Origin of the sequence: Pseudomonas sp. RIT288, from assembly GCF_000631985.1 — a bacterium.
GTDB lineage: Bacteria > Pseudomonadota > Gammaproteobacteria > Pseudomonadales > Pseudomonadaceae > Aquipseudomonas.
Window position 1 is genome coordinate 720,205 of record NZ_JFYN01000001.1, and the last position, 21,462, is coordinate 741,666.

Below are 21,462 nucleotides of genomic sequence, written 5' to 3' on the forward strand. Positions count from 1 at the left end.
ATGGAAACCCGAGCCCATCATGTGTTGATCGGCCTGTTCTCAGTGATTGTCGTGGCAGGCGCCCTGCTCTTCGGCCTGTGGCTGGCCAAGTCCAGCGTCGACAGCGAGTTCAAGGATTACGAAGTGGTCTTCAACGAGGCGGTCAGCGGCCTGTCCAAGGGCAGCCCCGTGCAGTACAGCGGGATCAAGGTCGGCGATGTGGTCAACCTGCGTCTCGACCCGAAAGACCCACGCCGAGTGCTGGCGCGGATACGTCTGGGCGGTGACACCCCGGTCAAGGAAGACACCGAGGCCAAACTGGCACTGGCCGGGATCACCGGCACCTCGATCATTCAGCTCAGCGGCGGCACCCCGGAGAGTCCGAAGCTGCGTGGGCATGACGGCGAGCTGCCGACCATCGTTGCGGCGCCCTCGCCCATCTCGCGACTGCTCAACGACAGCAACGACCTGATGACCGGCATCACCGCGCTGCTGAGCAATGCCAACCAGATGTTCTCCCAGGAAAATGTCGAGCGCGTCAGCAACACCCTGGCGCATCTGGAGCAGACCACCGGTTCGATCAACGATCAGCGCGGCGACCTGCGCCAGGCCATGCAGCAACTGGCAAGCGTCGGCAAACAGGCCGGCAGCATGCTTGAGCAAACCTCGGCGTTGATGCGCAACGCCAATGGCCTGCTCAACGATCAGGGCAAGCAGGCGCTGGGCAGTGCCGAGCAGGCGATGAAATCGCTGGAGCAAAGCAGCGCCACCATCAACGGCCTGTTGAGCAAGAATCAGAACTCGCTCGATAACGGCCTGCAGGGCCTCAATGGCCTGGCGCCGGCGATCCGCGAACTGCGCGAAACCCTGACCTCGCTGCGCGGCATTTCCCAACGCCTGGAGGCCAACCCCAGCGGCTACCTGCTGGGCAGTGACAAGAACAAGGAATTCACCCCATGAAGCTGATTCACTTCGCTCTCCTCGCCAGTTTCTCCCTGCTCTCGGCGTGCTCGATCCTGCCCAAGGCCGAGCCTTCGGACGTCTATCGCCTGCCCGCCGCGCAAGCGCCCGCCTCGGCAAGCTCAGCGGCGACCCAGCACTGGTCGCTGCGCCTGAACAAGTTGCAGGCCAGCGAAGCGCTGAACCGGCCGAACATCGCGGTGATTCCACAGGGTGACGTGATCAGCAGCTACAAGGCCTCGCGCTGGAGCGATCCGGCGCCGGTGCTGGTGCGTAACCGGCTGCTGGATGGATTCGCTCGCGATGGTCGGGTGACGTTGCTCAGTACCGATGACAGCAACTTCGCTGCGGATCTTGAACTGGGCGGCAATTTGCAGGCATTTCAGACCGAGTATCAGGGCAATCAGGCCAGCGTCGTGGTGCGGGTCGATGCGCTGCTGGTGCGCGGCTATGACCAGAAGATTCTCGCCAGCCGCCGCTTCGAAGAGCGCCAGCCTTTGAATGATGTGCAGGTGCCAGCGGTGGTGGCGGGGTTTGGACAGGCCAGTGATCGGCTGACGGCCAAGGTCGTCGCGTGGGCGGTAGATCAAGGCCAGAAAGTCGCCCCTGTTAAACCCTGAAGTCGCCAAGATCGCAGCCTTCGGCAGCTCCTACAGGGTTAAGCGTGCCTCTGTAGGAGCTGCCGAAGGCTGCGATCTTTTGCTTCAACCAAAGAACCAGTAGCAGACGCCAATCGCGCCGAGCACCCCGGCCAGTTCTGCCAGCAACGCACAGCCCACCGCGTGCCTTGCGCGCTGAATCCCCACCGCCCCGAAATACACCGCCAGCACATAGAACGTGGTCTCGGTGCTGCCCTGAATCGTTGCCGCGACCAACGCCGGGAAGCTGTCGACGCCGGAGGTCTTCATGGTCTCGATCAGCATCGCCCGTGCGGCGCTGCCGGAAAACGGTTTGACCATCGCCGTCGGCAACGCATCGACAAAACGCGTATCCCAACCGGCCCATTCCACCAGATGCCGAATACCGTCCAGACCAAAGTCCAGCGCTCCCGAGGCACGCAGCACACCAATTGCGCAGAGCATCGCCACCAGATACGGCAGCAGGTTCTTGGCGACGTCGAAGCCCTCCTTCGCGCCCTCGACGAACGCTTCGTAAACCTTGACCTTGCGTAACGCGCCGATCAGCAGGAACAGCATGATCAGGCCGAACAGCGTGAGGTTGCCAAGGATCGACGACAGCCCGGCCAGTGCCGTGGCCGACATCGTCGCCAGCAGCGCCATGAAGCCGCCGAGGATCAGTGCGCCGGGAATCAGATAGGCCAGCACCACCGGGTCCCAGATGCGCAGGCGCTGCATGAACGCCACCGAGAGGAAGCCGACGATGGTCGAGCAACTGGTCGCCAAGAGGATCGGCAGGAATACCAGGGTCGGATCCGGCGCACCTTGCTGGGCGCGGTACATGAAGATCGTCACCGGCAGCAGGGTCAACGACGAGGCGTTGAGCACCAGGAACAGGATCTGCGCGTTACTGGCGATGGTCGCGCTGGGGTTGAGCTCCTGCAGCGCTTTCATGGCCTTGAGGCCGATGGGTGTGGCGGCGTTGTCCAGGCCCAGGCCGTTGGCGGCGAAGTTCAGGGTAATCAGACCGAGCGCCGGGTGCCCCGCCGGGACTTCCGGCATCAGCCGCAGGAACAGCGGGCCCAGCACTTTCGCCAGCCACTCGACGATCCCGGCCTTCTCGGCAATGCGCAGAAAGCCGAGCCACAGGGTCAGCGTGCCGAACAGCAGCACCATGACCTCGACCGAGAGTTTGGCCATGGCGAAAATGCTTTCCACCATCGCCGCGAAAATCCCGGCGTTGCCACCGACCAGCCACTGTACCAGCGCAGATATTGCTGCCACGACGAAGAAGCCAAGCCACAGGCCATTAAGCATCAGTCAAATCCCCCGGAAGATGCGGCGAATGATAGCGGGGCCGCCAGAAACGACAAACCCCGGATTGCTCCGGGGTTTGTCTGGTACGGCGGGTCTCAATCACCTGTAGGAGCTCCCGCAGGCTGCGATCTTTTGATTTTTGTTTTTAAAAGCAAGATCAAAAGATCGCAGCCTGCGGCAGCTCCTACAGGGATTCAGCTATCAGTTTTTCGAGATCTCGCCAGCCGGCAGTTTTTCCTTGCTGCGCCAGTGCGGCAGGGAGTTCCAGTAGCGCTCGCCCTTGGCGTCGTCGTACATGCCTTCCCAGCGCGCGATAACCAGTACCGCCAGGGCGTTGCCGATCACGTTCAGTGCGGTACGCGCCATGTCCATGATGCGGTCGACACCGGCGATGAACGCCAGGCCTTCCAGTGGGATACCGACGCTGCCCAGCGTCGCCAGCAGCACCACGAAGGACACGCCCGGTACGCCGGCGATGCCTTTGGAGGTGACCATCAGGGTCAGCACCAGCAGCAATTGCTGGCTGATCGACAGGTCAATGCCGTACAGCTGGGCAATGAAGATCGCTGCGATCGACTGGTACAGGGTCGAACCGTCGAGGTTGAACGAATAGCCGGTCGGTACCACGAAGCTGCAGATGGCTTTCGGTGCGCCGTAGGCTTCCATCTTCTCGATGACGCGCGGCAGCACGGTTTCCGAGGAGGCGGTGGAGTAAGCCAGGACCAGCTCATCCTTGAAGATGCGCATCAGCTTGATCACCGAGAAGCCGAACAGCTTGGCGATCAGGCCCAGCACCACGAAGGCGAAGAAGGCGATGGCGACGTAAACCAGGATCACCAGTTTGGCCAGCGGCAGCAGCGAGGCGAAGCCGAAGTTGGCCACGGTCACCGCGATCAGGGCGAACACGCCGATCGGCGCGTAGTTCATGATCATGTGGGTGACTTTGAACATGCTTTCCGAGACGCCCTGGAACATCTTCACCAGCGGCTCGCGCAGGTCCGACTGCAGGCTCGACAGACCGAGACCGAACAGTACGGAGAAGAAGATGATCGGCAGCATTTCGCCGCGGGCCATGGCCGCGAAGATGTTCGACGGGATCAGGTTGAGGATGGTCTCGATGAACGCGTGTTCATGCTGCACTTCGGCGGCGGTCGCCTGGTACTTGGAGATATCCACCGTGCCCAGGGTGCTCATGTCGATGCCGGCGCCCGGATGGAATACGTTCGCCAGCACCAGACCGACAAGGATCGCGATGGTGGTGACGATTTCGAAATAGATGATGGTCTTCAGGCCGATACGCCCGAGTTTCTTGGCGTCGCCCACGCCGGCAATGCCGACGATCAGGGAGGAGATGACGATCGGGATCACGATCATCTTGATCAGACGGATAAAGATATCGCCTGCCGGTTGCAGGACGTTGCTGATCCACCAGGCTTTCTCGGCACTGAAGTGGTTGAGCAACGCACCAATTGCAATCCCTAAAACCAGACCGATGAGGATCTGCCAGGCGAGGCTGAGTTTTGCCTTCTTCATTATCTTTACCCTTACTTGCGTTTGACTCAGGCACATGCAGGAACTGGAACGCTCTGTCAGCGGAAAAGTCTGTGCATCTGCCTCCGTATAAGGTGCCCCGAAGCGCGTATTTACAGCTCTTCGGCAGGCGAAAAAAGGCGCAACTATTCCGATGCAAGGTTGCGCCGTCTAATGCCGTAAACGCCTACCCTATGCCGAATCGGCATGAGCTTTTTTAAATGAAACTGGCGTCCCAACCGGTTCGATTACGACATTTCAGCCGGCATAAGTGCCGTGAACCGGCCATTACAGCCGAGGTTGGTTGTTTTTTGAACGAGTGAATTCGGCGGAAAATTTAAGAAAAAGCCTACATTTGCAGACTAGATGTCCCACTGTTTAAAGGGATTCTTTCTCGATATACGGTCGCCAGGAAATACCGCGTAATGTTTTCGCGCGCAGTGTGAGGCATTGAAAGACGAGCAGGACGCTCTGGATCAATGTTTTTGCATCGGATAAAGCTCAGCGCAAGTCCGTCGAACCACTGAGGGTCGGCGAACCTGCGTCGCAGCTTTTACCCTGACCCGGCCCTTGCGCAGGCACTCCTTGTACCCGTAGGTCACTCCGACCCTGCAACAGTCAGAACGTCCCGGCCCCCTGGTCATGCGCCGGCCTTCCTCGGGTAGGCGCAATAAAGGGCAGCGGGGCGCTGCCCTCATGTTCGAATCAGTACCAGTTCGGATCTTTTTTCAGCGTTTCCATCAGCAGGTTTTGCATGCCCTGATTCGGTTTGCCGAGGAAGCGGTAGGTGGCATGTCGCGTTGGCGACTTGTCGGCCGGCAGTCCTTCGGGGACATCGACGAGCATGGCGTATGCGTCTTTCTTGTCGAAGCTGAAAGCCACGATCAAGCGGTGGTTGAGGCACTTGTCCGCGGATTCGCAGAGCGGGCCGACCAGATACTTGTCGCCATCTTCAGTCACGGCATTCATCTGCTGGTCTGGCGTGCCGGACAGGTTCATCACCCATTCCGGAAGGCGTTCTTCATGTTTGACGACGCCTTGCCAGGTTTCCCGGTATTGCGGGTCGGAGCTGAGCAGCTCGTTGACCCGCGCCTGGCCATCATTGGCCGCCATCGCCATGGCACTACCGCCCAGAAGCAGGGCGGCTGCCAGTGTCTTTAAAGCAATCATCGTTAACCTCGGCCGCGACGGCCAAAGAAGAAGGAAGCGATGAACATCACCAGGAACACGACAAAGAGAATCTTGGCGATACCCGTGGCGGTGCCCGCGATACCACCGAAGCCCAGTACGGCGGCGATGATGGCAATGATCAAGAATGTAATTGCCCAGCTCAACATGGTGATTCTCCTTACTTCTCTATTTAGGGATATTGCGTGTTCCGGCGCGATGCGCCCGAATTCTTCGGTTCGTCAGAAAACCCAGCGCTCTTCACGTGGCAGTTGATCCAGCGGCTGTGGCTGATCGACATCCATCATGCGCATCGAGGCGCTTTCGGCCTGACTGCTGCTCACGGCGCTGAAGTGCGTCTGCGTGCTGTGCTGCATCGAGATCAGTGGCTCAGGCTTGCGGCTGTTTTCCCAGCTCAGGTATTGCTGGCAGACGATCAGGGTGATCAACAGTGCAAGTACGCCAAACAGGCCTTGCTGGATATGCAGTGGCGAGATACGCATTTGGGCGGCACGTTGGCGAGTCATCCTGGGTTCCTCACTCTTATTCGGTTAGGGCAGTGGAATCTGCCCGGGCTGAATGAGTTATTGCAGGCTGCATGCCAGTTTTTTATTTGAAAAATACTCAATAAAATCAATGAGTTATAAGTGATGAAAATTCAGCGATGGACGCATCCTGCACGATGGGTCGTCTACAGTCGTGCGAAATGCATGATTATTTCGTAGGAGAATTCATTCTTATGGAATTGAGAGCACGTCGCGGATGTCAGAAAAGTACGCAGGGAACCCTCTGCAACTCGGTGATTGTTTAAAAACTCAACAAAATCAATGGATTGGCCGTCAAGGCAGGAGAGAGCTACCCTCCTATGGCTAGCATCGTTCAGAATCAACCATGCAACTTGCCCGATTTTTCCGGGACTAACCCAAGATCAATCACTATGGAGCGTAGGAAAAATGGAATCTGCCACTGAGCATCAAGGCCGCATTCTGCTGGTGGACGACGAGTCCGCCATCCTGCGAACCTTTCGTTACTGCCTTGAAGACGAAGGTTATACAGTGGCCACCGCCAACAGCGCGGCTCAGGCTGATGCACTGTTGCAACGCCAGGTGTTTGACCTGTGCTTCCTTGATTTACGTCTGGGTGAAGACAACGGTCTCGATGTACTGGCGCAGATGCGCGTTCAGGCGCCATGGATGCGGGTAGTGATCGTCACCGCGCACTCGGCGGTGGATACCGCGGTGGACGCGATCCAGGCGGGCGCCGCCGATTATCTGGTCAAACCGTGCAGCCCCGATCAGTTGCGCCTGGCCACCGCCAAGCAACTGGAAGTGCGCCAGCTCTCGGCGCGTCTGGAAGCCCTTGAAGGCGAGATTCGCAAACCCAAGGACGGTCTCGACTCCCACAGCCCGGCGATGAAAGTCGTGCTGGAAACCGCGCGACAGGTTGCCGGTACCGACGCCAACATCCTTATCCTCGGCGAATCCGGCACGGGTAAAGGTGAACTGGCCCGGGCCATTCATGGCTGGAGCAAGCGCGAGAAGAAATCCTGCGTGACCATCAACTGCCCGTCGTTGACCGCCGAGCTGATGGAAAGCGAGCTGTTCGGCCACAGTCGTGGTGCGTTTACCGGCGCCAGTGAGAGCACCTTGGGTCGGGTCAATCAGGCGGACGGTGGCACGCTGTTTCTCGACGAGATCGGCGATTTTCCGCTGACGTTGCAACCCAAGTTGCTGCGCTTCATTCAAGACAAGGAATACGAACGGGTAGGGGATCCAGTGACTCGTCGTGCCGATGTGCGGATTCTCGCCGCGACCAACCTCAATCTTGAAGACATGGTGCGCGACGGGCGCTTCCGTGAAGACCTGTTGTATCGCCTCAACGTGATCACCCTGCATTTGCCGCCGCTGCGCGAGCGTGCCGAAGACATCCTGACCCTGGCCGACCGCTTCCTCGCGCGCTTCGTCAAAGAATACGCGCGCCCGGCCCGGGGCTTCAGTGACGAGGCGCGGGAGGCGCTGCTGGGTTATCGCTGGCCGGGCAACATCCGTGAGCTGCGTAACGTGGTGGAACGAGCGAGCATCATCTGCCCGCAGGAACGCGTGGAAATCACTCACCTCGGCATGGCCGAGCAACCCGCGAACAACGCGCCACGTGTCGGCGCGGCGCTGAGCCTGGACGAGCTGGAAAAAGCCCACATCGGCGCGGTGCTGGCGACGGCGGGCACACTGGATCAGGCGGCGAAAACCCTGGGCATCGACGCGTCGACCCTGTATCGCAAGCGCAAGCAGTACAACCTGTGAGCGCCCGACGATGAAACTGGCGATGAAGTTGCGCACTCGCTTGTTCCTGAGTATTTCTGCGCTGATCACGGTCGCCTTGCTCGGGCTGTTGCTCGGTCTGGTCAGCGTGATGCAGATGGCCGGTACTCAGGAAGCTACGATCCGCAGCAACTTCGTGACCCTCGACCTGGGGCTCAAATTACGCCAGACCCTCGGCGACCAACTGGTGCTGATGCTGGCCGAAAAGCCCGATCCCGCCGCGTTCGAAGCGTCAAAGCAGCATTACCTGCAATTGCTGGATGAAGGCATTTCGCAGCAGGTGGAGGATGACGGCCGGCAGTACGGCTTTACCCAGGCCAAGGCCGACTACCTGCGTTTTCTTCAGGCGTTCGAGCTGTCGCGTGATCCGGGCAATGTGCTCAGCGGCAACAGCGACCTCAGAGAACGCTTCAACATTTTGCGTAATGGTTTGATTGCCGAGCACAAGCACGCGCTGGACAACATCAATGCGGTGCAGCATGACGCACGGGAAAGGGCGCTGCTGGTCTCCGGCCTGCTCGGGTTGGTCGGACTGGCGGTGTTGATCATCGGCTTTGTCACGGCCCATGCCATTGCCCGGCGTTTCGGTGCGCCGATCGAAGCGCTGGCGCAAGCGGCGGACAACATCGGCCAAGGCAATTTCGAAGTGACGCTGCCGATTTCCTCGGCGATGGAAATGAACCAGCTGACCAAGCGCTTCGGGCTGATGGCCGAGGCGCTGCGCGAGCATCAGGCGACCAACGTCGACGAGCTGCTGGCCGGTCAGCAGCGTCTGCAGGCGGTGCTCGACAGCATCGACGACGGCTTGCTGATGATCGACCGCGAAGGGCATCTGGAGCACCTCAATCCAGTGGCCCAGCGTCAGTTGGGCTGGGACAGTGACCGTCTTGGCCAGGGGCTCGGCAGCGCGCTTGAGCGCCCGGAGCTCGATGCACAACTGCAACTGGTGCTGCGCGGCGGCACCCTTGAGCGCGCTCCGGAAGATCTGAGCATCGAGGTCGATGGCGAATCACGCTTGCTGACCTACAGCCTGACGCCGGTCAGCCACACCCAGGGGCATATTCTTGGCGCGGTGATGGTGCTGCATGACGTCACCGAGCAGCGTGCCTTCGAACGTGTACGCAGCGAGTTTGTGCTGCGTGCCTCCCATGAGCTGCGCACACCGGTTACCGGCATGCACATGGCGTTCGGGCTGTTTCGCGAGCGGGCGAAGTTTCCCCCGGAGTCACGCGAGGCGGACTTGCTCGACACGGTCAATGAAGAAATGCAGCGCCTGATGCAGTTGATCAACGACTTGCTCAACTTCTCGCGCTATCAGAACGGCTTACAGAAACTCACCCTGGCGCCGTGCTCCATCGACGATTTGCTGGAGCAGGCGCAGTCGCGCTTCGCCGATTCGGCGGCGACCAAGGGCATTGCCTTGAATGTCGAAGTGCAGGGGCCGTTGCCGCGCCTGCAGGCCGATCAGGCGCAACTCGAGCGGGTTCTCGACAACCTGATCGACAACGCCCTGCGTCATACCGCCCGCGACGGGCAGATTCGCCTGCAGGCGCGTCGGCATGGCGAGCGGGTGATCATCAGCGTCGAGGACAACGGCGAAGGCATTGCCTACGGTCAGCAGGGGCGGATTTTCGAGCCGTTCGTGCAGGTCGGGCGCAAGAAGGGCGGCGCCGGGCTCGGGTTGGCTTTGTGCAAGGAAATTGTGCAGTTGCATGGCGGGCGCATGGGCGTCTATTCGCGGCCGGGGCAGGGCACACAGTTCTACATGGCGCTGGCAGTCTAGGCTTCGTCGTCCAGCCGGCGCCCGGCGAGGCGCCGTCCACGGGTGATCAGTTCGATGAACTGCACCGCACTCAAGGCCTGGGCGAACAGCCAGCCCTGACCGAACTTGACTCCTTCACTGCTGAGAAACACGGCCTGCGCTTCATGCTCGATGCCCTCGGCAATCACCTTCAGATCCAGTGCCTGCGCCATATGAATGATGTGCGGCGCCACACCGCTGCTGGCCGCGTCGTGACCGAGTGCGTCGATGAAGGCCTTGTCGATTTTCAGGCAATCCACCGGCAACGTTTGCAGGTAGGCGAGGCTGCAATAACCGGTGCCGAAATCGTCGATCAGTACCTGATGGCCGACATCGCGCAAGGCTTGCAGGTTCTCCCGCGCCACCACCACGTCAATCAGCCCGCGCTCGGTGACTTCGAAGGCAATCTGCCGCGCCGCGACCCGATGCAGGGTCAACAGCCTGGCCATGACCTGACCGATACGCGGCACCATCACGTCGCACGCCGCGAGGTTGACCGAGATGTACAGCTGCGGATTGGCGCGCAGCACCGGCCCCAATTGTTCCAGCAGGCGCTGCAGGACGAAATCGGTCATCTGCCGAATCTGCCCGGTGTTTTCTGCCAATGGAATGAACAGATCGGGGCTGGTCAGGGTGCCGTCCGGGCGACGCCAGCGCAGCAGGGCTTCGGCGCCCACGCAATTGCGGCTGTCGAGGTCGAAGATCGGTTGATACAGCACTTGCAGCTCGCCACGCCGAATCGCGCCCTGCAGCTCGGCGTCCAGCGATTGACGCTGGCGTACCAGCAGAAACACAAAGAAGCCGGCAAACGCGCCTAGCAGCAGGCAGGCCGGCACCATCCACCACCAGACCGCTGGAATGTGCATGCCGGTGCGCGGGGTGATCAGCACCAACTGATATTCCGGATTGTTGGTTGGCATGCGGTAGATCAGTCGTGACTGGGTGACTTGCAGGGCTTCGCGGCTCTTGGGTGGCCAGGTTTCGCTCGGTGGCCAGGTCTGGGCTGTGCCGAGTACCGGAATCGCTCGCCTGCCATGATCGAGTACCACCAGCAGGCTGCTGTCCGGTGGCAGGTCGACCATGTCGGTCAAATGCCCGCGGGATGTTGCCACACGGAAGTTGCCGCGCCCGAGCATCAGCGCCGCGCGGTTTTCATCCGGTTCGGTGGTGGTGTTGAGCCAGTAACTGTAAGTCGGCCCTTTGATGTCCGGCGCGCGGATCACCGACAGTCCTTCCTGGCGGGGGCGGTTGGAGCAGATCCGCGAACCGTCCATGTAGGCCGCTTCATAGACGAAGCGATAGTTGAAGGTGACCTGTTGCAGGGTGGCGATCATTTCGTCATCGCAACTGCGCAACGGCTGCGCCTCCAGGTCGTCGAGACTTTCGCGCAGTTGCCCGAACAATTGCTCGAGCCGGGCCAGAAAGCGCTCGCCCTGAGCGTTCATCTCTTGGCTCTCGTTCTGTTCGATCTGGCGCGTGGCGACGAACATTCCGCCGGCGATCAGCAGGCTAGCACTGAGGACAGCCGCGATCATCGCCAAAAACCACGGGCGATAAAACCAGCTACGCAGCGTCGCTCGGGTAGCAACCATCATGGAATATCCGAAGAATTACCAATGAGTTATAGCTGCTGATTACGATTCCGCCCTGACCGTCGGGCGGGCGTCATTATTTTGTCTGGTTGAGTACCAGCAACAACGCCGCCGTTTGTGCGTCCGGCGTACCGTCGAAACGGGAAGGGCGGAAGTGCATCTGGAACGCTGCGAGCACATGGCGCGTCGCTACATCCAGCTCGCCGGTTTGCGGGGTGTCGTAACCGACACGCGCCAGTTGTGCCTGAAACCAGCTGATGCTCGGGAGTTCGGCGTTGAACTGCACTTGTTGCCGGGCCACCGCTTGTTCATTGGGCCATACGCCCAAGCCTTCGGCGGCCAGACGTTTCCATGGGAACAGTGGGCCGGGGTCGAGTTTGCGCAGGGGCGCGATGTCGCTGTGGCCGATGATATGGCGCGGGCTGATGCCTTGGCGCTGGCTGATGTCCTTGAGCAGGACGATCAGCGATTGAATCTGCGCTTCGCTATAAGGGAACCACAGGCGCCCGGTCGGCGTGTCCTTGAAGCCCGGATTGACGATTTCGATACCGATCGAACTGGAATTGAGCCAGGTGCGGCCCTGCCATTGGCTTTCGCCTGCGTGCCAGGCACGCTGGTTTTCATCCATCAGCTTGTAGATGGTGGCGCTCTTGTCGTCGCCGATCAGGTAGTGGCTGCTGACTTCGCCGTGGGTCAGCAGTTGCAGCGAACGCGCGAGCGACGCCGAGGTGTAATGCACGATCACGAACTGCACGCGGCTGTCGTGATTGGCCGAAGGATGGCTGGTGTCATAACGCGGGCCGCCGGCACAACCGGCCAGAACGAGCAGCGACGCGAGGAGGGCAAAAAATTTCATGGCAGAAGGCAGTACACGCAAGACAGTAATGCAACAGTGTAACGTACTGCTTTGCGGATCGACGGCCGGCGGGCTGAATTAAACAAAATGGAACAATTGCTCAGCCCAGCTCGACCCGGTTGCGTCCGCCGTTTTTTGCGCGGTACAGCGCCTGATCGGCTCTTTTAAGCACCAGATCGCTGTGTTCTCCCATCCTGAATGACGCCAGGCCCATGGAGATGGTGATCGTCACCCGTTCGCCCTTGAAGTGAAACGGGCAGGCTTCGATCGCCGCGCGCAGGGTCTCCAGCAGTTTGGCGCCCACCGCAGGCGTGGTTGCCGGCAGCAGCAGAACGAATTCCTCTCCGCCAAAACGGGCAATGAAATCCGCAGCGCGCAGGCGTTTGCGCAGCACTGTGGCGATGATCTTCAGCACCTTGTCGCCGGCCAGATGGCCGTAGTTGTCGTTGATGCGCTTGAAATGATCGAGGTCGAGCATCGCCAGACTCAAGGTGTTGCCGTGTTGCTGCCACTGTTTGATCTCGTGTTCCAGGCGCTCGCTCCAGGCGGCGCGGTTGGGCAGGCCGGTCAGCGGATCGATCAGGGCTTTCTGCCGCTGTTCTTCCAAGTGCTCGCGAAAGCCCAGGGCTTCCTGCTCCATGTGCGCCACACGCTCGGCCAGACCCTTGAGACGTGCCGCCACTTCCTGCTCGCGGGCATCGCGTTGTTTCTGGTGCTGATCCATGGTGCCAAGCAGGCCTTCGAGATGGTTCTCCAGCACTTGCTTGAGGTCATCCAGATCGGCCGCTTCCTGCATGCTGGTCTGCAGACCGTCGACCTGCTCGCGGATCTGCGTGTCCATCGCCCGCGCCGCCGAGCTGTTGTCGGCGTGTCCTTCGCTGGCGGCCTGCAAGTTGCTCTGGAACGCTTCGAGGCGTTCGTTGAGTTGTTGCAGATAAGCTTCGAATTCGTGCTGGCCGCTGTCGGTGATTGCCAGCATCAACGTCGCAAGATCGTCGAGAATCGGTAGCAGTTCGTACCAGTTCAGGCCATTTTTCAACCGGTCACGCATCGCCTCGGCCTGCGGGCGATGGCGCTCGGGCAAGGTCAGGTCGTCGAGCAACCCGATCAGCGTGTCTTCGATGTGTTTGGCCACCGAGCTGTAAGACGGCTCCGGCGAGTCGGGCAGGGCATACAGAATGTCCTGCTCGGGTTGCTCCGGATCGATGGCGGCCAAAGCCTGGGCGATCGGTTCGGGAAGGGGCAGGCTGTCGAGGAGCAACGGTGCCGGGATGTCACCCGGGTGGATCAACTCGTCGGGGTTGAACGCGGCAGCTTGCGGTGGCGCTGTGATCGGGGTGGTCGGCCGTTCGGCTTCAGGTTCGGCCGCTGGCAGTGCAGGTGCAGTAACCGGTTCGCTGATCGGCTCGGCAGCACTGACCGGTGGCACGAGCGAGACTACAGATGAGTCGGCCTGGGGCTGCACTGCTGGCGTTTGCTTATGCTCGGCCTTTGGTGATTGCGCGACGGCCTCTGCCGTGACGGGTGCTGCCGGAATCGGCTCGACTGCTGCGGTTGGCGCGGGTATTGGCTCCGGCGCAGGTTCAGCATGGGTCGGCGCTGGCGCCTGAGGCTGATCCGTGGCTTCTGGCAGCCCTTGACTGTCACGGCTGCCAAACAGGCGCTGCAAAAAGCCCGGCCGGTCGGGCTCGGGCGGCGTTTCCAGCTGGCTCAACGCCTTGCCCTGCAGGCCACTGAGTTCGCTCAGAAGCAGCGGCATTTCCCGCGCCTGGCCTACTCGACTGTCGAGTTGCTTGGCGAATTTCTTCAGCGGTTGCGCGACTTCCCGTGGCAGTGGCAACGCTTGCAGTTGGGTGACCAGCGCGGTCAGCGCGGTGCTGACCTGATCGATCCGGGTCTCGCGACGTTGCTCGGAATCGAGCACGGCTTTTTCCAGGCGTGGCAGCAGGGCGGCGAGGCCGGCGTCCATGTCGTCGGTGCGCACTACGTCGCGCATCTCTTTCATGCACTGATCAACGACCTTGTCGGTGCCTTCAGCGGCCAGCGTGCTGCGCACCAGACCGCGGCGCAGCAAGTCGAGCCGGGCGGCCCAGCGACGTTCGAGCTTGTCCTGTTGTTCGATGCTTTTGAGGTACTTCTCTTTCCAGCGCTGGGCGTCGTCGCTCATTCAGGGGTTCCGCGAGGGGCAGGACTCAACGCGGGCAATGCATCGGCCGTGAGCGAACCCGGCAGACGAATCTCTACCGCGACCGGCAGGTGATCGGAAATGGGTTGGGCCAGCACTTCGACCTTTTCCAGGGTCAGGGTCGGGCTGAGCAAAATATGATCAAGGCATCGCTGCGGCCGCCAGCTGGGAAACGTGGCTTGCATCTGCGGGGCCAGCAGGCCGAGATCGCGTAACGGTGACTGTTGTAGCAGATCACTGGCATGGGTGTTCATGTCGCCCATCAATATCTGGTGCTTGTAGCCACTGATCAGGTCGCGAATATAGGCCAGTTGCAGGCTGCGCACCCGTGCGCCGAGGGCCAGGTGCATCATCACCACCACCAGCGCCTCCGGGCCTTCGCCGAATCGCAGCAGGATCGCGCCGCGACCTTTTGGGCCGGGCAGCGGATGATCTTCGATCGCCCACGGCTTCAGGCGACTGAGCACGCCGTTGCTGTGCTGGGCCAGTCGGCCGAGGTTGCGATTGAGTTGTTGGTACCAGTAGGGGAAGGCGCCGAGGTGGGCCAGGTGTTCGACTTGATTGACGTAGCCTGAGCGCAGGCTGCCGCCATCGGCTTCCTGCAGGGCGACCAGATCGAAGTCGCCAAGCAGGTCGCCGATCTTTTGCAGATTGCCTGAGCGCCCGGTGTGCGGCAGCAGATGCTGCCAGCTGCGGGTCAGGTAGTGCCGATAGCGCTCGGTGCTGATGCCGACCTGGATATTGAAACTGAGCAGGCGCAGACGATGGTCTGCGGGCAGGCCCGTGGACTCCAGGTGATGCTCGTTGACCTGCGGATCATGCAGGCCAACGCTGCGTTCGGTGCCCCAGCGGCGCATGGCGGTGACCGCGCTTAGTTGGCGGCTGCCTTGTTGGCCGCTCGCTCTTTGGCGACCAGTTGGTCGGCCAGTTGCAGAGCCTGTTCGGCACCACCGGCAGAGCCGATGTCGAAGCGGTATTTACCGTTGACGATCATGGTTGGAACGCCGGTGATCTCATACTTCTTGGCCAATTCTTTGGCTTTTACGATCTGACCCTTGATGGCGAAGGAGTTGAAAGTTGCCAGGAACTTGTCCTTGTCGACGCCTTGGGTGGCGAGGAATTCAGCCATGTCTTGTTGATCGGTCAGCTTCTTGTGTTCTTTCTGAATAGCGTTGAACACGGCGTTGTGAACCTTGTGCTCGACACCCATCGCTTCCAGGGTCAGGAACATCTGGCCGTGAGCGTCCCATGGGCCGCCGAACATGGCAGGAATGCGTACGAAGTTGACGTCCTTGGGCAGCTTCTCGACCCAAGGGTTGATCACCGGCTCGAACGCATAGCAATGCGGGCAGCCGTACCAGAACAGCTCCACTACTTCGATCTTGCCAGGCTCTGCCACTGGCACCGGGTTAGCCAGTTCGACATAGGGTGCGGCAGGGGCTTCAGCGGCCTGGGCGGTCACGCCGAACAGGCTGGCAGCGACGAGGGCGGCGCTGATGATCAGATTACGCATGCTTTACTCCTGGACAATTTTGGTCGCCTCGCGCGACCTGTTTTCAGACAGGTCCTGGCGGGCATGAGTTCTGTAGTGTAACGGCAGCGGCCACAAAAAAGGGCGGCCAAAGCCACCCTTTTTATACTTGCTGCGACGGATTAATCGAGCGTTAACATTGCAGGAGATGTCCATCGCCGCTAACGCTCGATTCAGGGCAGTTAGTGCAGGCCCTGGATGTAGCTGGAGACTGCGGCAATGTCTTCGTCGCTCAGACGCTTGGCGATTGTCTGCATGGTCATGGTGTCGCCGTCGTTGTTGCGGCCGCCTTCTTCCTTGCGGAAATCGGTCAGTTGCTTGGCGATGTATTGAGCGTGTTGACCACCCAGATGCGGGAAGCCGGCGGCGGCGTTGCCGGCGCCATTCGGCGAGTGGCAACCGGTGCAGGCTGGCAGGCCCTTGGCCAGATTACCGCCGCGGAACAGAGCTTCACCGCGAGCGACGATCTTCGGATCGGCTGCGCCGACGCTGCCTTTCTGGCTGGCGAAATAGGCTGCAATGTCGGACAGATCCTGATCGCTCAGGTTGGTCAGCAGGCCGGTCATTTCCAGAACCTGACGCTTGCCCGACTTGATGTCGTGCAATTGCTTGGTCAGGTAGCGTTCACCCTGACCTGCCAGTTTCGGGAAGTTTGGTGCCATGCTGTTGCCGTCCGGGCCATGGCAGGCTCCGCAGACGGCAGCTTTCGCCTGGCCGGCGGCGGCATCACCGGCAGCATGGGCGAAGCCTGAAATTCCCACGGTCAACAGCAGACTCACGATCAATTTGTTCATCAGCTAATCCAACTACGGCTAAGGGTTAAGAGTTATGGACCGGGTTTACTCTCGCTCATCCAAAGGATGATGGCCTGGTAATCCTCGGCACTGCAGTCCATGCACAAACCACGCGGCGGCATCGCCTTGAAACCCTGGGTCACGTGTTGCACCAGCGTCTCCATACCTTTCGCCAACCTCGGCGTCCAAGCTGCCTGATCGCCTCTTTCGGGCGCCATGGGTAGTTGGCCGGAATGACAGGCACCACAAACACGGTTGTACACGGCTTCCGGTTCCTGTGTAGCCTGTGCGCCGTAAAGCGGTATCAGGACTCCGGCAGCCAGCAGCCATTTCGTCATAAAACGACCTTTTCAGGGTTGAGAGCGTTCTGCGTTCTGATGCGCAATCAAGGTCTTTGGCTCTCGTGAACTTCATCCTTCGCTGGGACAAAGCACACACAAAATCTGCGGCATTATATACTGGCGTCACTGAAACGGAAGCGACACCGCGTTCCGCGCCCAATCCCGGCGCCGCCCACATCGGAAATCCCATGCAACTCAAGAATCCCATCCTCGGCCTGTGCCAACAGTCCACGTTCATGCTCAGTGCCGCCAAAGTCGATCAATGTCCTGACGACGAAGGCTTCGAAGTGGCGTTCGCCGGTCGTTCCAACGCCGGTAAATCCAGCGCACTGAACACCCTGACTCACGCCAGTCTGGCGCGCACCTCGAAAACTCCGGGTCGCACACAGCTGTTGAACTTCTTCAAGCTAGACGATGAAAGGCGTCTGGTCGACCTGCCGGGCTACGGTTATGCAAAAGTACCGATTCCGCTCAAGCAACACTGGCAGCGTCACCTTGAGGCTTACCTCGGTGGCCGCGAGAGTTTGAAGGGTTTGATTCTGATGATGGACATCCGTCATCCAATGACCGACTTCGACCTGCTGATGCTCGACTGGGCAGTTGCCGCCGGCATGCCGATGCACATCCTGCTGACCAAGGCCGACAAGCTGACCTATGGCGCCGCCAAGAACACGCTGCTGAAGGTGCAGTCGGAGATCCGCAAGGGCTGGGGTGATCTGGTGACGATCCAGCTGTTCTCGGCGCCGAAACGCATGGGCCTGGAAGAGGCCTACACTGTGCTGGCGGGCTGGATGGAACTGGCAGACAAAGGCGCTGAAGCGACAGCTGAATAAGAAATTTTCAAAACTGTCTGTGGTGCTGCCAGGCAAGGCAAAAGTGCTGGTAAAAAGCGGAGTTTAGGGAGCCTGAATGAGCACTTTTAACTGCGCCTTTAACGCAGCCTGGCGGCGCCACAGCCAGATTTGAGGCAAAAAAAGCCCCGGACTTCGTTTGGGGAGGGAGAAGTTCCGGGGTTCAAGTTCCGAACCGCTAGGGCGGGGTTCAGATATCTGCCAACACTTAACACAACATAGGAGCATCGAAGGGCTTCACCAGCCATTCAGTATCTCTGAGTAGTGAGTCGTCAGATTAGTTCAGATTTTTTTCAAAAAGCTTTGGAATAACCGCAAGCGCGTTTCGAAATAAGCGCGTTTCCGGCGTTTGCCGCGACAGTGTGTCGCGGCAAACGCCCGTGCCAGACGCCTTAGTGCGCCTCATCCCAGTTGTTGCCGACGCCAACTTCCACCAGCAGCGGCACGTCCAGTTTCGCCGCTTCGCTCATGTGCAGGCGGATTTCCTGGCTCACCTGTTCAACCAGATCCTCGCGAACCTCCAGCACCAGTTCGTCGTGCACTTGCAGGATGACTTTGGCATCCAGCCCCGAAGATGCCAGCCAGTTATCCACCGCCACCATGGCTTTCTTGATGATGTCCGCGGCGGTGCCTTGCATCGGCGCGTTGATCGCCGTGCGTTCGGCGGCGGCGCGCTCCTGCGGTTTATTGGAGTTGATTTCCGGCAGGTACAGGCGACGACCGAAGAAGGTTTCGACGTAACCCTGATCCGCCGCCTGGGCGCGGGTGCGGTCCATGTATTCGCGCACACCCGGATAACGGGCGAAGTAGGTGTCGATGTAGGCCTTGGCGGTCTTGGTGTCGACGCCGATGTCCTTGCCGAGTTTCTGCGCGCCCATGCCGTAGATCAGACCGAAGTTGATCGCCTTGGCACCACGGCGCTGGTCGGAAGTCACTTCGTTCAGCTCGACCTTGAACACTTCAGCGGCGGTCGCGGTGTGCACGTCCAGATTGTTGCGGAAGGCATTCATCAGGCCTTCGTCCTTGGACAAGTGGGCCATGATCCGCAGTTCGATCTGCGAATAGTCCGCCGCCAGCAGTTTGTAGCCTTTGGGCGCGACGAACGCCTGACGGATACGGCGGCCTTCAGCGGTACGCACCGGAATGTTCTGCAGGTTCGGATCACTGGAAGACAAGCGCCCGGTCGATGCCACGGCCTGGTGGTACGAGGTGTGGATACGCCCGGTGCGCGGGTTGATCTGCTCCGGCAAACGGTCGGTGTAGGTGCTTTTCAACTTGCTCATGGAACGGTGTTCCATCAGCACTTTCGGCAAACGGTGATCATCCTCAGCCAGTTTCGCCAGCACTTCCTCGGCGGTCGATGGCTGACCCTTGGCGGTTTTCTTCAGCACCGGCAGGCCGAGCTTTTCGTAGAGAATCACGCCCAACTGCTTGGGCGAGCCGAGGTTGAATTCTTCCCCGGCGATCTCGAACGCTTCGCGCTCCAGCGCGACCATCTTGTTGCCCAACTCGATGCTCTGGATGCCGAGCAGTTCGGCGTCGACGAACGCGCCCTGACGCTCGATGCGCGCCAGCACCGGCACCAGCGGGATCTCGATGTCGGTCAGGACGCTGGCCAGGCTCGGGATCGCGCTGAGTTTTTCGAACAGGGTCTGGTGCAGGCGCAGGGTGATGTCGGCGTCTTCTGCGGCGTACGGGCCGGCCTGCTCCAGGGCGATCTGGTCGAAGGTCAGCTGCTTGGCGCCTTTGCCGGCGATGTCCTGGAAGCTCACGGTGGTGTGATCCAGGTATTTCTGGGCGAGGCTGTCCATGTCGTGGCGGGTGGCGGTGGAGTTGAGCACGTAGGACTCAAGCATGGTGTCGAAGGCGATCCCGCGCACGTTGATGCCTTGGCTCTGATCGCCGCCGATGGCGCAGTTGGCCAGAATGTTCATGTCGAACTTGGCGTGCTGGCCGACCTTGAGTTTGTTCGGGTCTTCCAGGATCGGCTTCAGCGCGCGCAGCACGGTGTCGCGATCCAGTTGCTCGGGCACACCGATGTAGGAATGGGTCAGCGGGATGTACGCCGCTTCGTTGGCCTGCACCGCGAACGACAGGCCGACCAGTTGTGCCTGTTGCGCGTCGATGCCGGTGGTTTCGGTGTCGAAGGCGAACAGCCTGGCGTTGTTCAGTTTCTCCAGCCAGACGTCGAAACGCGCCTGATCAAGGATGGTTTCATACGCTGCTTCGGTCGGAGCGGCAGGGGCTTCTTCTGCGGGGGCGCTGAACAGATCGCCAGCCGGCGCAGGTTCGGTGGCAGCGCTCAGTTCCTGGCGCTTGGCGTCACGATCGAGATCATTCAGCCAGCTCTTGAATTCCAGCAGGGTGTACAGCTCGTAGAGCCTGGCCGGATCTTCCGCGCCCATTTGCAGGTCATCGAGGCCGATGTCCAGCGGCACGTCGACCTTGATGGTCGCCAGTTGATAGGAAAGGAAGGCCATCTCCTTGTGCTCTTCGAGCTTGGCCGGCAGGGTCTTGGCTCCGCGAATCGGCAGGGTCGGCACGATGTCGAGGTTTGCGTACAACTCGGTGAGGCCGCCATTGACGCCCACCAGCAGGCCGGACGCGGTCTTCGGGCCGATGCCGGGAACCCCCGGGATGTTGTCGGAAGAATCGCCCATCAGTGCCAGATAATCGATGATCTGTTCCGGTGCGACGCCGAACTTCTCCTTCACGCCCTCCACGTCCATCGAGCTACCGGACATGGTGTTGACCAAGGTAATGTGGCCGTCGACCAGTTGCGCCATGTCCTTGTCGCCGGTCGAGATGATCACTGGGCGATCCGCCGCCGCGCTGCTGCGCGCCAGGGTACCGATCACGTCGTCAGCTTCGACGCCTTCCACGCACAGCAGCGGGAAGCCGAGAGCGATCACGCTCTGGTGCAGCGGTTCGATCTGCACGCGCATGTCGTCGGGCATGCTTGGGCGATTGGCCTTGTATTCGGCGTACATCTCATCGCGAAACGTCCCGCCCTTGGCGTCGAAGACCACGGCGAACGGGCTGTCCGGGTACTGCTTGCGCAGACTCTTGAGCATGTTCAGCACACCTTTGACTGCGCCGGTCGGCAGGCCTTTGGAGGTGGTCAGCGGAGGCAGTGCGTGGAAAGCGCGGTACAGGTAAGACGAACCGTCCACCAGGACGAGGGGGGCTTGGCTCATGAGCAGAATCAACCTTTTCGGCGGGCCCGGCGCTAGAATAGCGGGACCGTTGACGACAAAGGGACAAGGTTATCATGCGTACGTTAAATCGCTTGCTGCTGGTCGGTTTGATTGCTGCCTCACCATTGGCCGCGATGGCGGCGGATGATGCGCCGTCAAAGGAGCCGGAAGTTACCATTAACACGCACACCGAAGGCGACAAGGTCATTCAGGAATACAGTCGCAGTGGCTTCGTCTATGCCATCAAGGTCACGCCGAAGGGCGGCAAACCGTACTTCCTGGTGCGCGCCGATGGTTCGGACGCGAACTATATCCGTTCCGACCAGCCGGATATGCTGATTCCGTCGTGGGAAATCTTTACCTGGAAGTAAGATTCCCGACTTTTAATCGGCGCCGCTTGATCGCGGCGCCCGAACTGAGCAGTTT

19 protein-coding genes are annotated in these 21,462 nt (G+C 60.4%); 6 read left to right on the forward strand and 13 right to left on the reverse strand.

Annotated features, from left to right (window positions below):
• Window positions 1–939, forward strand: a complete 939-nt coding sequence (locus BW33_RS03225; protein ID WP_047597020.1) for an MlaD family protein — start codon at window positions 1–3, stop codon at window positions 937–939.
• Window positions 936–1,559 (forward strand): ABC-type transport auxiliary lipoprotein family protein, encoded by a 624-nt coding sequence (locus BW33_RS03230; protein WP_047597021.1) that lies wholly within the window; start codon window positions 936–938, stop codon window positions 1,557–1,559. The genes BW33_RS03225 and BW33_RS03230 overlap by 4 nt, the downstream gene beginning before the upstream one ends.
• 84 nt (window positions 1,560–1,643) lie before the next feature.
• Here BW33_RS03230 and BW33_RS03235 read toward each other — a convergent pair whose 3' ends face one another.
• The 5 genes from BW33_RS03235 to BW33_RS03255 form a co-directional block, all read right to left on the reverse strand.
• Window positions 1,644–2,873, reverse strand: a complete 1,230-nt coding sequence (locus tag BW33_RS03235; RefSeq protein ID WP_047597022.1) for a nucleoside recognition domain-containing protein — start codon at window positions 2,871–2,873, stop codon at window positions 1,644–1,646.
• 201 nt (window positions 2,874–3,074) lie between these two features.
• Window positions 3,075–4,406, reverse strand: coding sequence for a glutamate/aspartate:proton symporter GltP (gene gltP / locus BW33_RS03240; RefSeq protein WP_027610250.1), 1,332 nt, complete (start codon window positions 4,404–4,406; stop codon window positions 3,075–3,077).
• A gap of 702 nt (window positions 4,407–5,108) precedes the next feature.
• Entirely contained in the window at window positions 5,109–5,573 is a 465-nt protein-coding gene (locus tag BW33_RS03245) for an inhibitor of vertebrate lysozyme family protein (RefSeq protein ID WP_047597023.1), read from the reverse strand.
• A gap of 2 nt (window positions 5,574–5,575) precedes the next feature.
• Entirely contained in the window at window positions 5,576–5,740 is a 165-nt protein-coding gene (locus BW33_RS28220) for a DUF1328 domain-containing protein (protein WP_003177151.1), read from the reverse strand.
• Between the two features lie 72 nt (window positions 5,741–5,812).
• On the reverse strand, window positions 5,813–6,097 hold the full coding sequence (locus BW33_RS03255; RefSeq protein ID WP_047597025.1) for a hypothetical protein: 285 nt from the start codon (window positions 6,095–6,097) through the stop codon (window positions 5,813–5,815).
• 426 nt (window positions 6,098–6,523) lie between these two features.
• Between BW33_RS03255 and algB the strand changes: the two genes are divergently transcribed.
• Both algB and BW33_RS03265 read left to right on the forward strand, forming a co-directional pair.
• Window positions 6,524–7,870: a sigma-54-dependent response regulator transcription factor AlgB gene (algB, locus tag BW33_RS03260; RefSeq protein ID WP_047597026.1), complete on the forward strand. Its 1,347-nt coding sequence runs from the start codon at window positions 6,524–6,526 to the stop codon at window positions 7,868–7,870.
• A gap of 10 nt (window positions 7,871–7,880) precedes the next feature.
• Entirely contained in the window at window positions 7,881–9,671 is a 1,791-nt protein-coding gene (locus tag BW33_RS03265; RefSeq protein WP_047597027.1) for a KinB sensor domain-containing domain, read from the forward strand.
• Here the strand turns inward: BW33_RS03265 and BW33_RS03270 are convergent.
• From BW33_RS03270 to BW33_RS03300, 7 genes are all read right to left on the reverse strand, one after another.
• Complete coding sequence (locus BW33_RS03270) at window positions 9,668–11,281, reverse strand: EAL domain-containing protein (protein ID WP_442965390.1); 1,614 nt, start codon at window positions 11,279–11,281, stop codon at window positions 9,668–9,670. The genes BW33_RS03265 and BW33_RS03270 overlap by 4 nt on opposite strands.
• Before the next feature lie 76 nt (window positions 11,282–11,357).
• Window positions 11,358–12,137, reverse strand: coding sequence for an N-acetylmuramoyl-L-alanine amidase (locus tag BW33_RS03275; RefSeq protein ID WP_047597029.1), 780 nt, complete (start codon window positions 12,135–12,137; stop codon window positions 11,358–11,360).
• Between the two features lie 100 nt (window positions 12,138–12,237).
• The gene (locus BW33_RS03280) at window positions 12,238–14,304 is read right to left on the reverse strand and encodes a GGDEF domain-containing protein (protein ID WP_047597030.1); all 2,067 of its coding nucleotides are present in this window, start codon (window positions 14,302–14,304) and stop codon (window positions 12,238–12,240) included.
• Window positions 14,301–15,179 (reverse strand): endonuclease/exonuclease/phosphatase family protein, encoded by an 879-nt coding sequence (locus BW33_RS03285; RefSeq protein ID WP_027610242.1) that lies wholly within the window; start codon window positions 15,177–15,179, stop codon window positions 14,301–14,303. The genes BW33_RS03280 and BW33_RS03285 overlap by 4 nt, the downstream gene beginning before the upstream one ends.
• A 14-nt stretch (window positions 15,180–15,193) precedes the next feature.
• Window positions 15,194–15,835, reverse strand: coding sequence for a thiol:disulfide interchange protein DsbA/DsbL (locus tag BW33_RS03290; RefSeq protein ID WP_047597031.1), 642 nt, complete (start codon window positions 15,833–15,835; stop codon window positions 15,194–15,196).
• A gap of 200 nt (window positions 15,836–16,035) precedes the next feature.
• Window positions 16,036–16,647 carry a c-type cytochrome gene (locus BW33_RS03295; RefSeq protein WP_047597032.1) on the reverse strand — a complete coding sequence of 204 codons (612 nt, stop codon included), beginning with the start codon at window positions 16,645–16,647 and terminating at the stop codon, window positions 16,036–16,038.
• A gap of 32 nt (window positions 16,648–16,679) precedes the next feature.
• On the reverse strand, window positions 16,680–16,985 hold the full coding sequence (locus BW33_RS03300) for a c-type cytochrome (RefSeq protein WP_047297457.1): 306 nt from the start codon (window positions 16,983–16,985) through the stop codon (window positions 16,680–16,682).
• 191 nt (window positions 16,986–17,176) lie between these two features.
• On the opposite strand from BW33_RS03300, the gene yihA reads away from it, so the two are divergent.
• Window positions 17,177–17,821: a ribosome biogenesis GTP-binding protein YihA/YsxC gene (yihA, locus tag BW33_RS03305; protein ID WP_047597033.1), complete on the forward strand. Its 645-nt coding sequence runs from the start codon at window positions 17,177–17,179 to the stop codon at window positions 17,819–17,821.
• 410 nt (window positions 17,822–18,231) lie between these two features.
• On the opposite strand, the gene polA is transcribed toward yihA, so the two are convergent.
• Window positions 18,232–21,036, reverse strand: a complete 2,805-nt coding sequence (gene polA / locus BW33_RS03310; protein ID WP_047597034.1) for a DNA polymerase I — start codon at window positions 21,034–21,036, stop codon at window positions 18,232–18,234.
• A 74-nt stretch (window positions 21,037–21,110) separates the two neighbouring features.
• Here polA and BW33_RS03315 point away from each other — a divergent pair, with 74 nt between their 5' ends.
• The gene (locus BW33_RS03315; RefSeq protein WP_047597035.1) at window positions 21,111–21,407 is read left to right on the forward strand and encodes a DUF2782 domain-containing protein; all 297 of its coding nucleotides are present in this window, start codon (window positions 21,111–21,113) and stop codon (window positions 21,405–21,407) included.
• Window positions 21,408–21,462 lie beyond the last annotated feature (55 nt).

Coding starts and splice junctions, on each gene's coding strand:
- BW33_RS03300 (WP_047297457.1), bottom strand. CDS start 16,985: ATGACGAAATGGCTGCTGGCTGCCGGAGTCCTGATACCGCTTTACGGC.
- BW33_RS03285 (WP_027610242.1), bottom strand. CDS start 15,179: ATGCGCCGCTGGGGCACCGAACGCAGCGTTGGCCTGCATGATCCGCAG.
- BW33_RS03275 (WP_047597029.1), bottom strand. CDS start 12,137: ATGAAATTTTTTGCCCTCCTCGCGTCGCTGCTCGTTCTGGCCGGTTGT.
- BW33_RS03255 (WP_047597025.1), bottom strand. CDS start 6,097: ATGACTCGCCAACGTGCCGCCCAAATGCGTATCTCGCCACTGCATATC.
- BW33_RS03230 (WP_047597021.1), top strand. CDS start 936: ATGAAGCTGATTCACTTCGCTCTCCTCGCCAGTTTCTCCCTGCTCTCG.
- BW33_RS03225 (WP_047597020.1), top strand. CDS start 1: ATGGAAACCCGAGCCCATCATGTGTTGATCGGCCTGTTCTCAGTGATT.
- BW33_RS28220 (WP_003177151.1), bottom strand. CDS start 5,740: ATGTTGAGCTGGGCAATTACATTCTTGATCATTGCCATCATCGCCGCC.
- algB (WP_047597026.1), top strand. CDS start 6,524: ATGGAATCTGCCACTGAGCATCAAGGCCGCATTCTGCTGGTGGACGAC.
- BW33_RS03290 (WP_047597031.1), bottom strand. CDS start 15,835: ATGCGTAATCTGATCATCAGCGCCGCCCTCGTCGCTGCCAGCCTGTTC.
- BW33_RS03280 (WP_047597030.1), bottom strand. CDS start 14,304: ATGAGCGACGACGCCCAGCGCTGGAAAGAGAAGTACCTCAAAAGCATC.
- yihA (WP_047597033.1), top strand. CDS start 17,177: ATGCAACTCAAGAATCCCATCCTCGGCCTGTGCCAACAGTCCACGTTC.
- polA (WP_047597034.1), bottom strand. CDS start 21,036: ATGAGCCAAGCCCCCCTCGTCCTGGTGGACGGTTCGTCTTACCTGTAC.
- BW33_RS03235 (WP_047597022.1), bottom strand. CDS start 2,873: ATGCTTAATGGCCTGTGGCTTGGCTTCTTCGTCGTGGCAGCAATATCT.
- BW33_RS03265 (WP_047597027.1), top strand. CDS start 7,881: ATGAAACTGGCGATGAAGTTGCGCACTCGCTTGTTCCTGAGTATTTCT.
- BW33_RS03315 (WP_047597035.1), top strand. CDS start 21,111: ATGCGTACGTTAAATCGCTTGCTGCTGGTCGGTTTGATTGCTGCCTCA.
- BW33_RS03270 (WP_442965390.1), bottom strand. CDS start 11,281: ATGGTTGCTACCCGAGCGACGCTGCGTAGCTGGTTTTATCGCCCGTGG.
- BW33_RS03245 (WP_047597023.1), bottom strand. CDS start 5,573: ATGATTGCTTTAAAGACACTGGCAGCCGCCCTGCTTCTGGGCGGTAGT.
- BW33_RS03295 (WP_047597032.1), bottom strand. CDS start 16,647: ATGAACAAATTGATCGTGAGTCTGCTGTTGACCGTGGGAATTTCAGGC.
- gltP (WP_027610250.1), bottom strand. CDS start 4,406: ATGAAGAAGGCAAAACTCAGCCTCGCCTGGCAGATCCTCATCGGTCTG.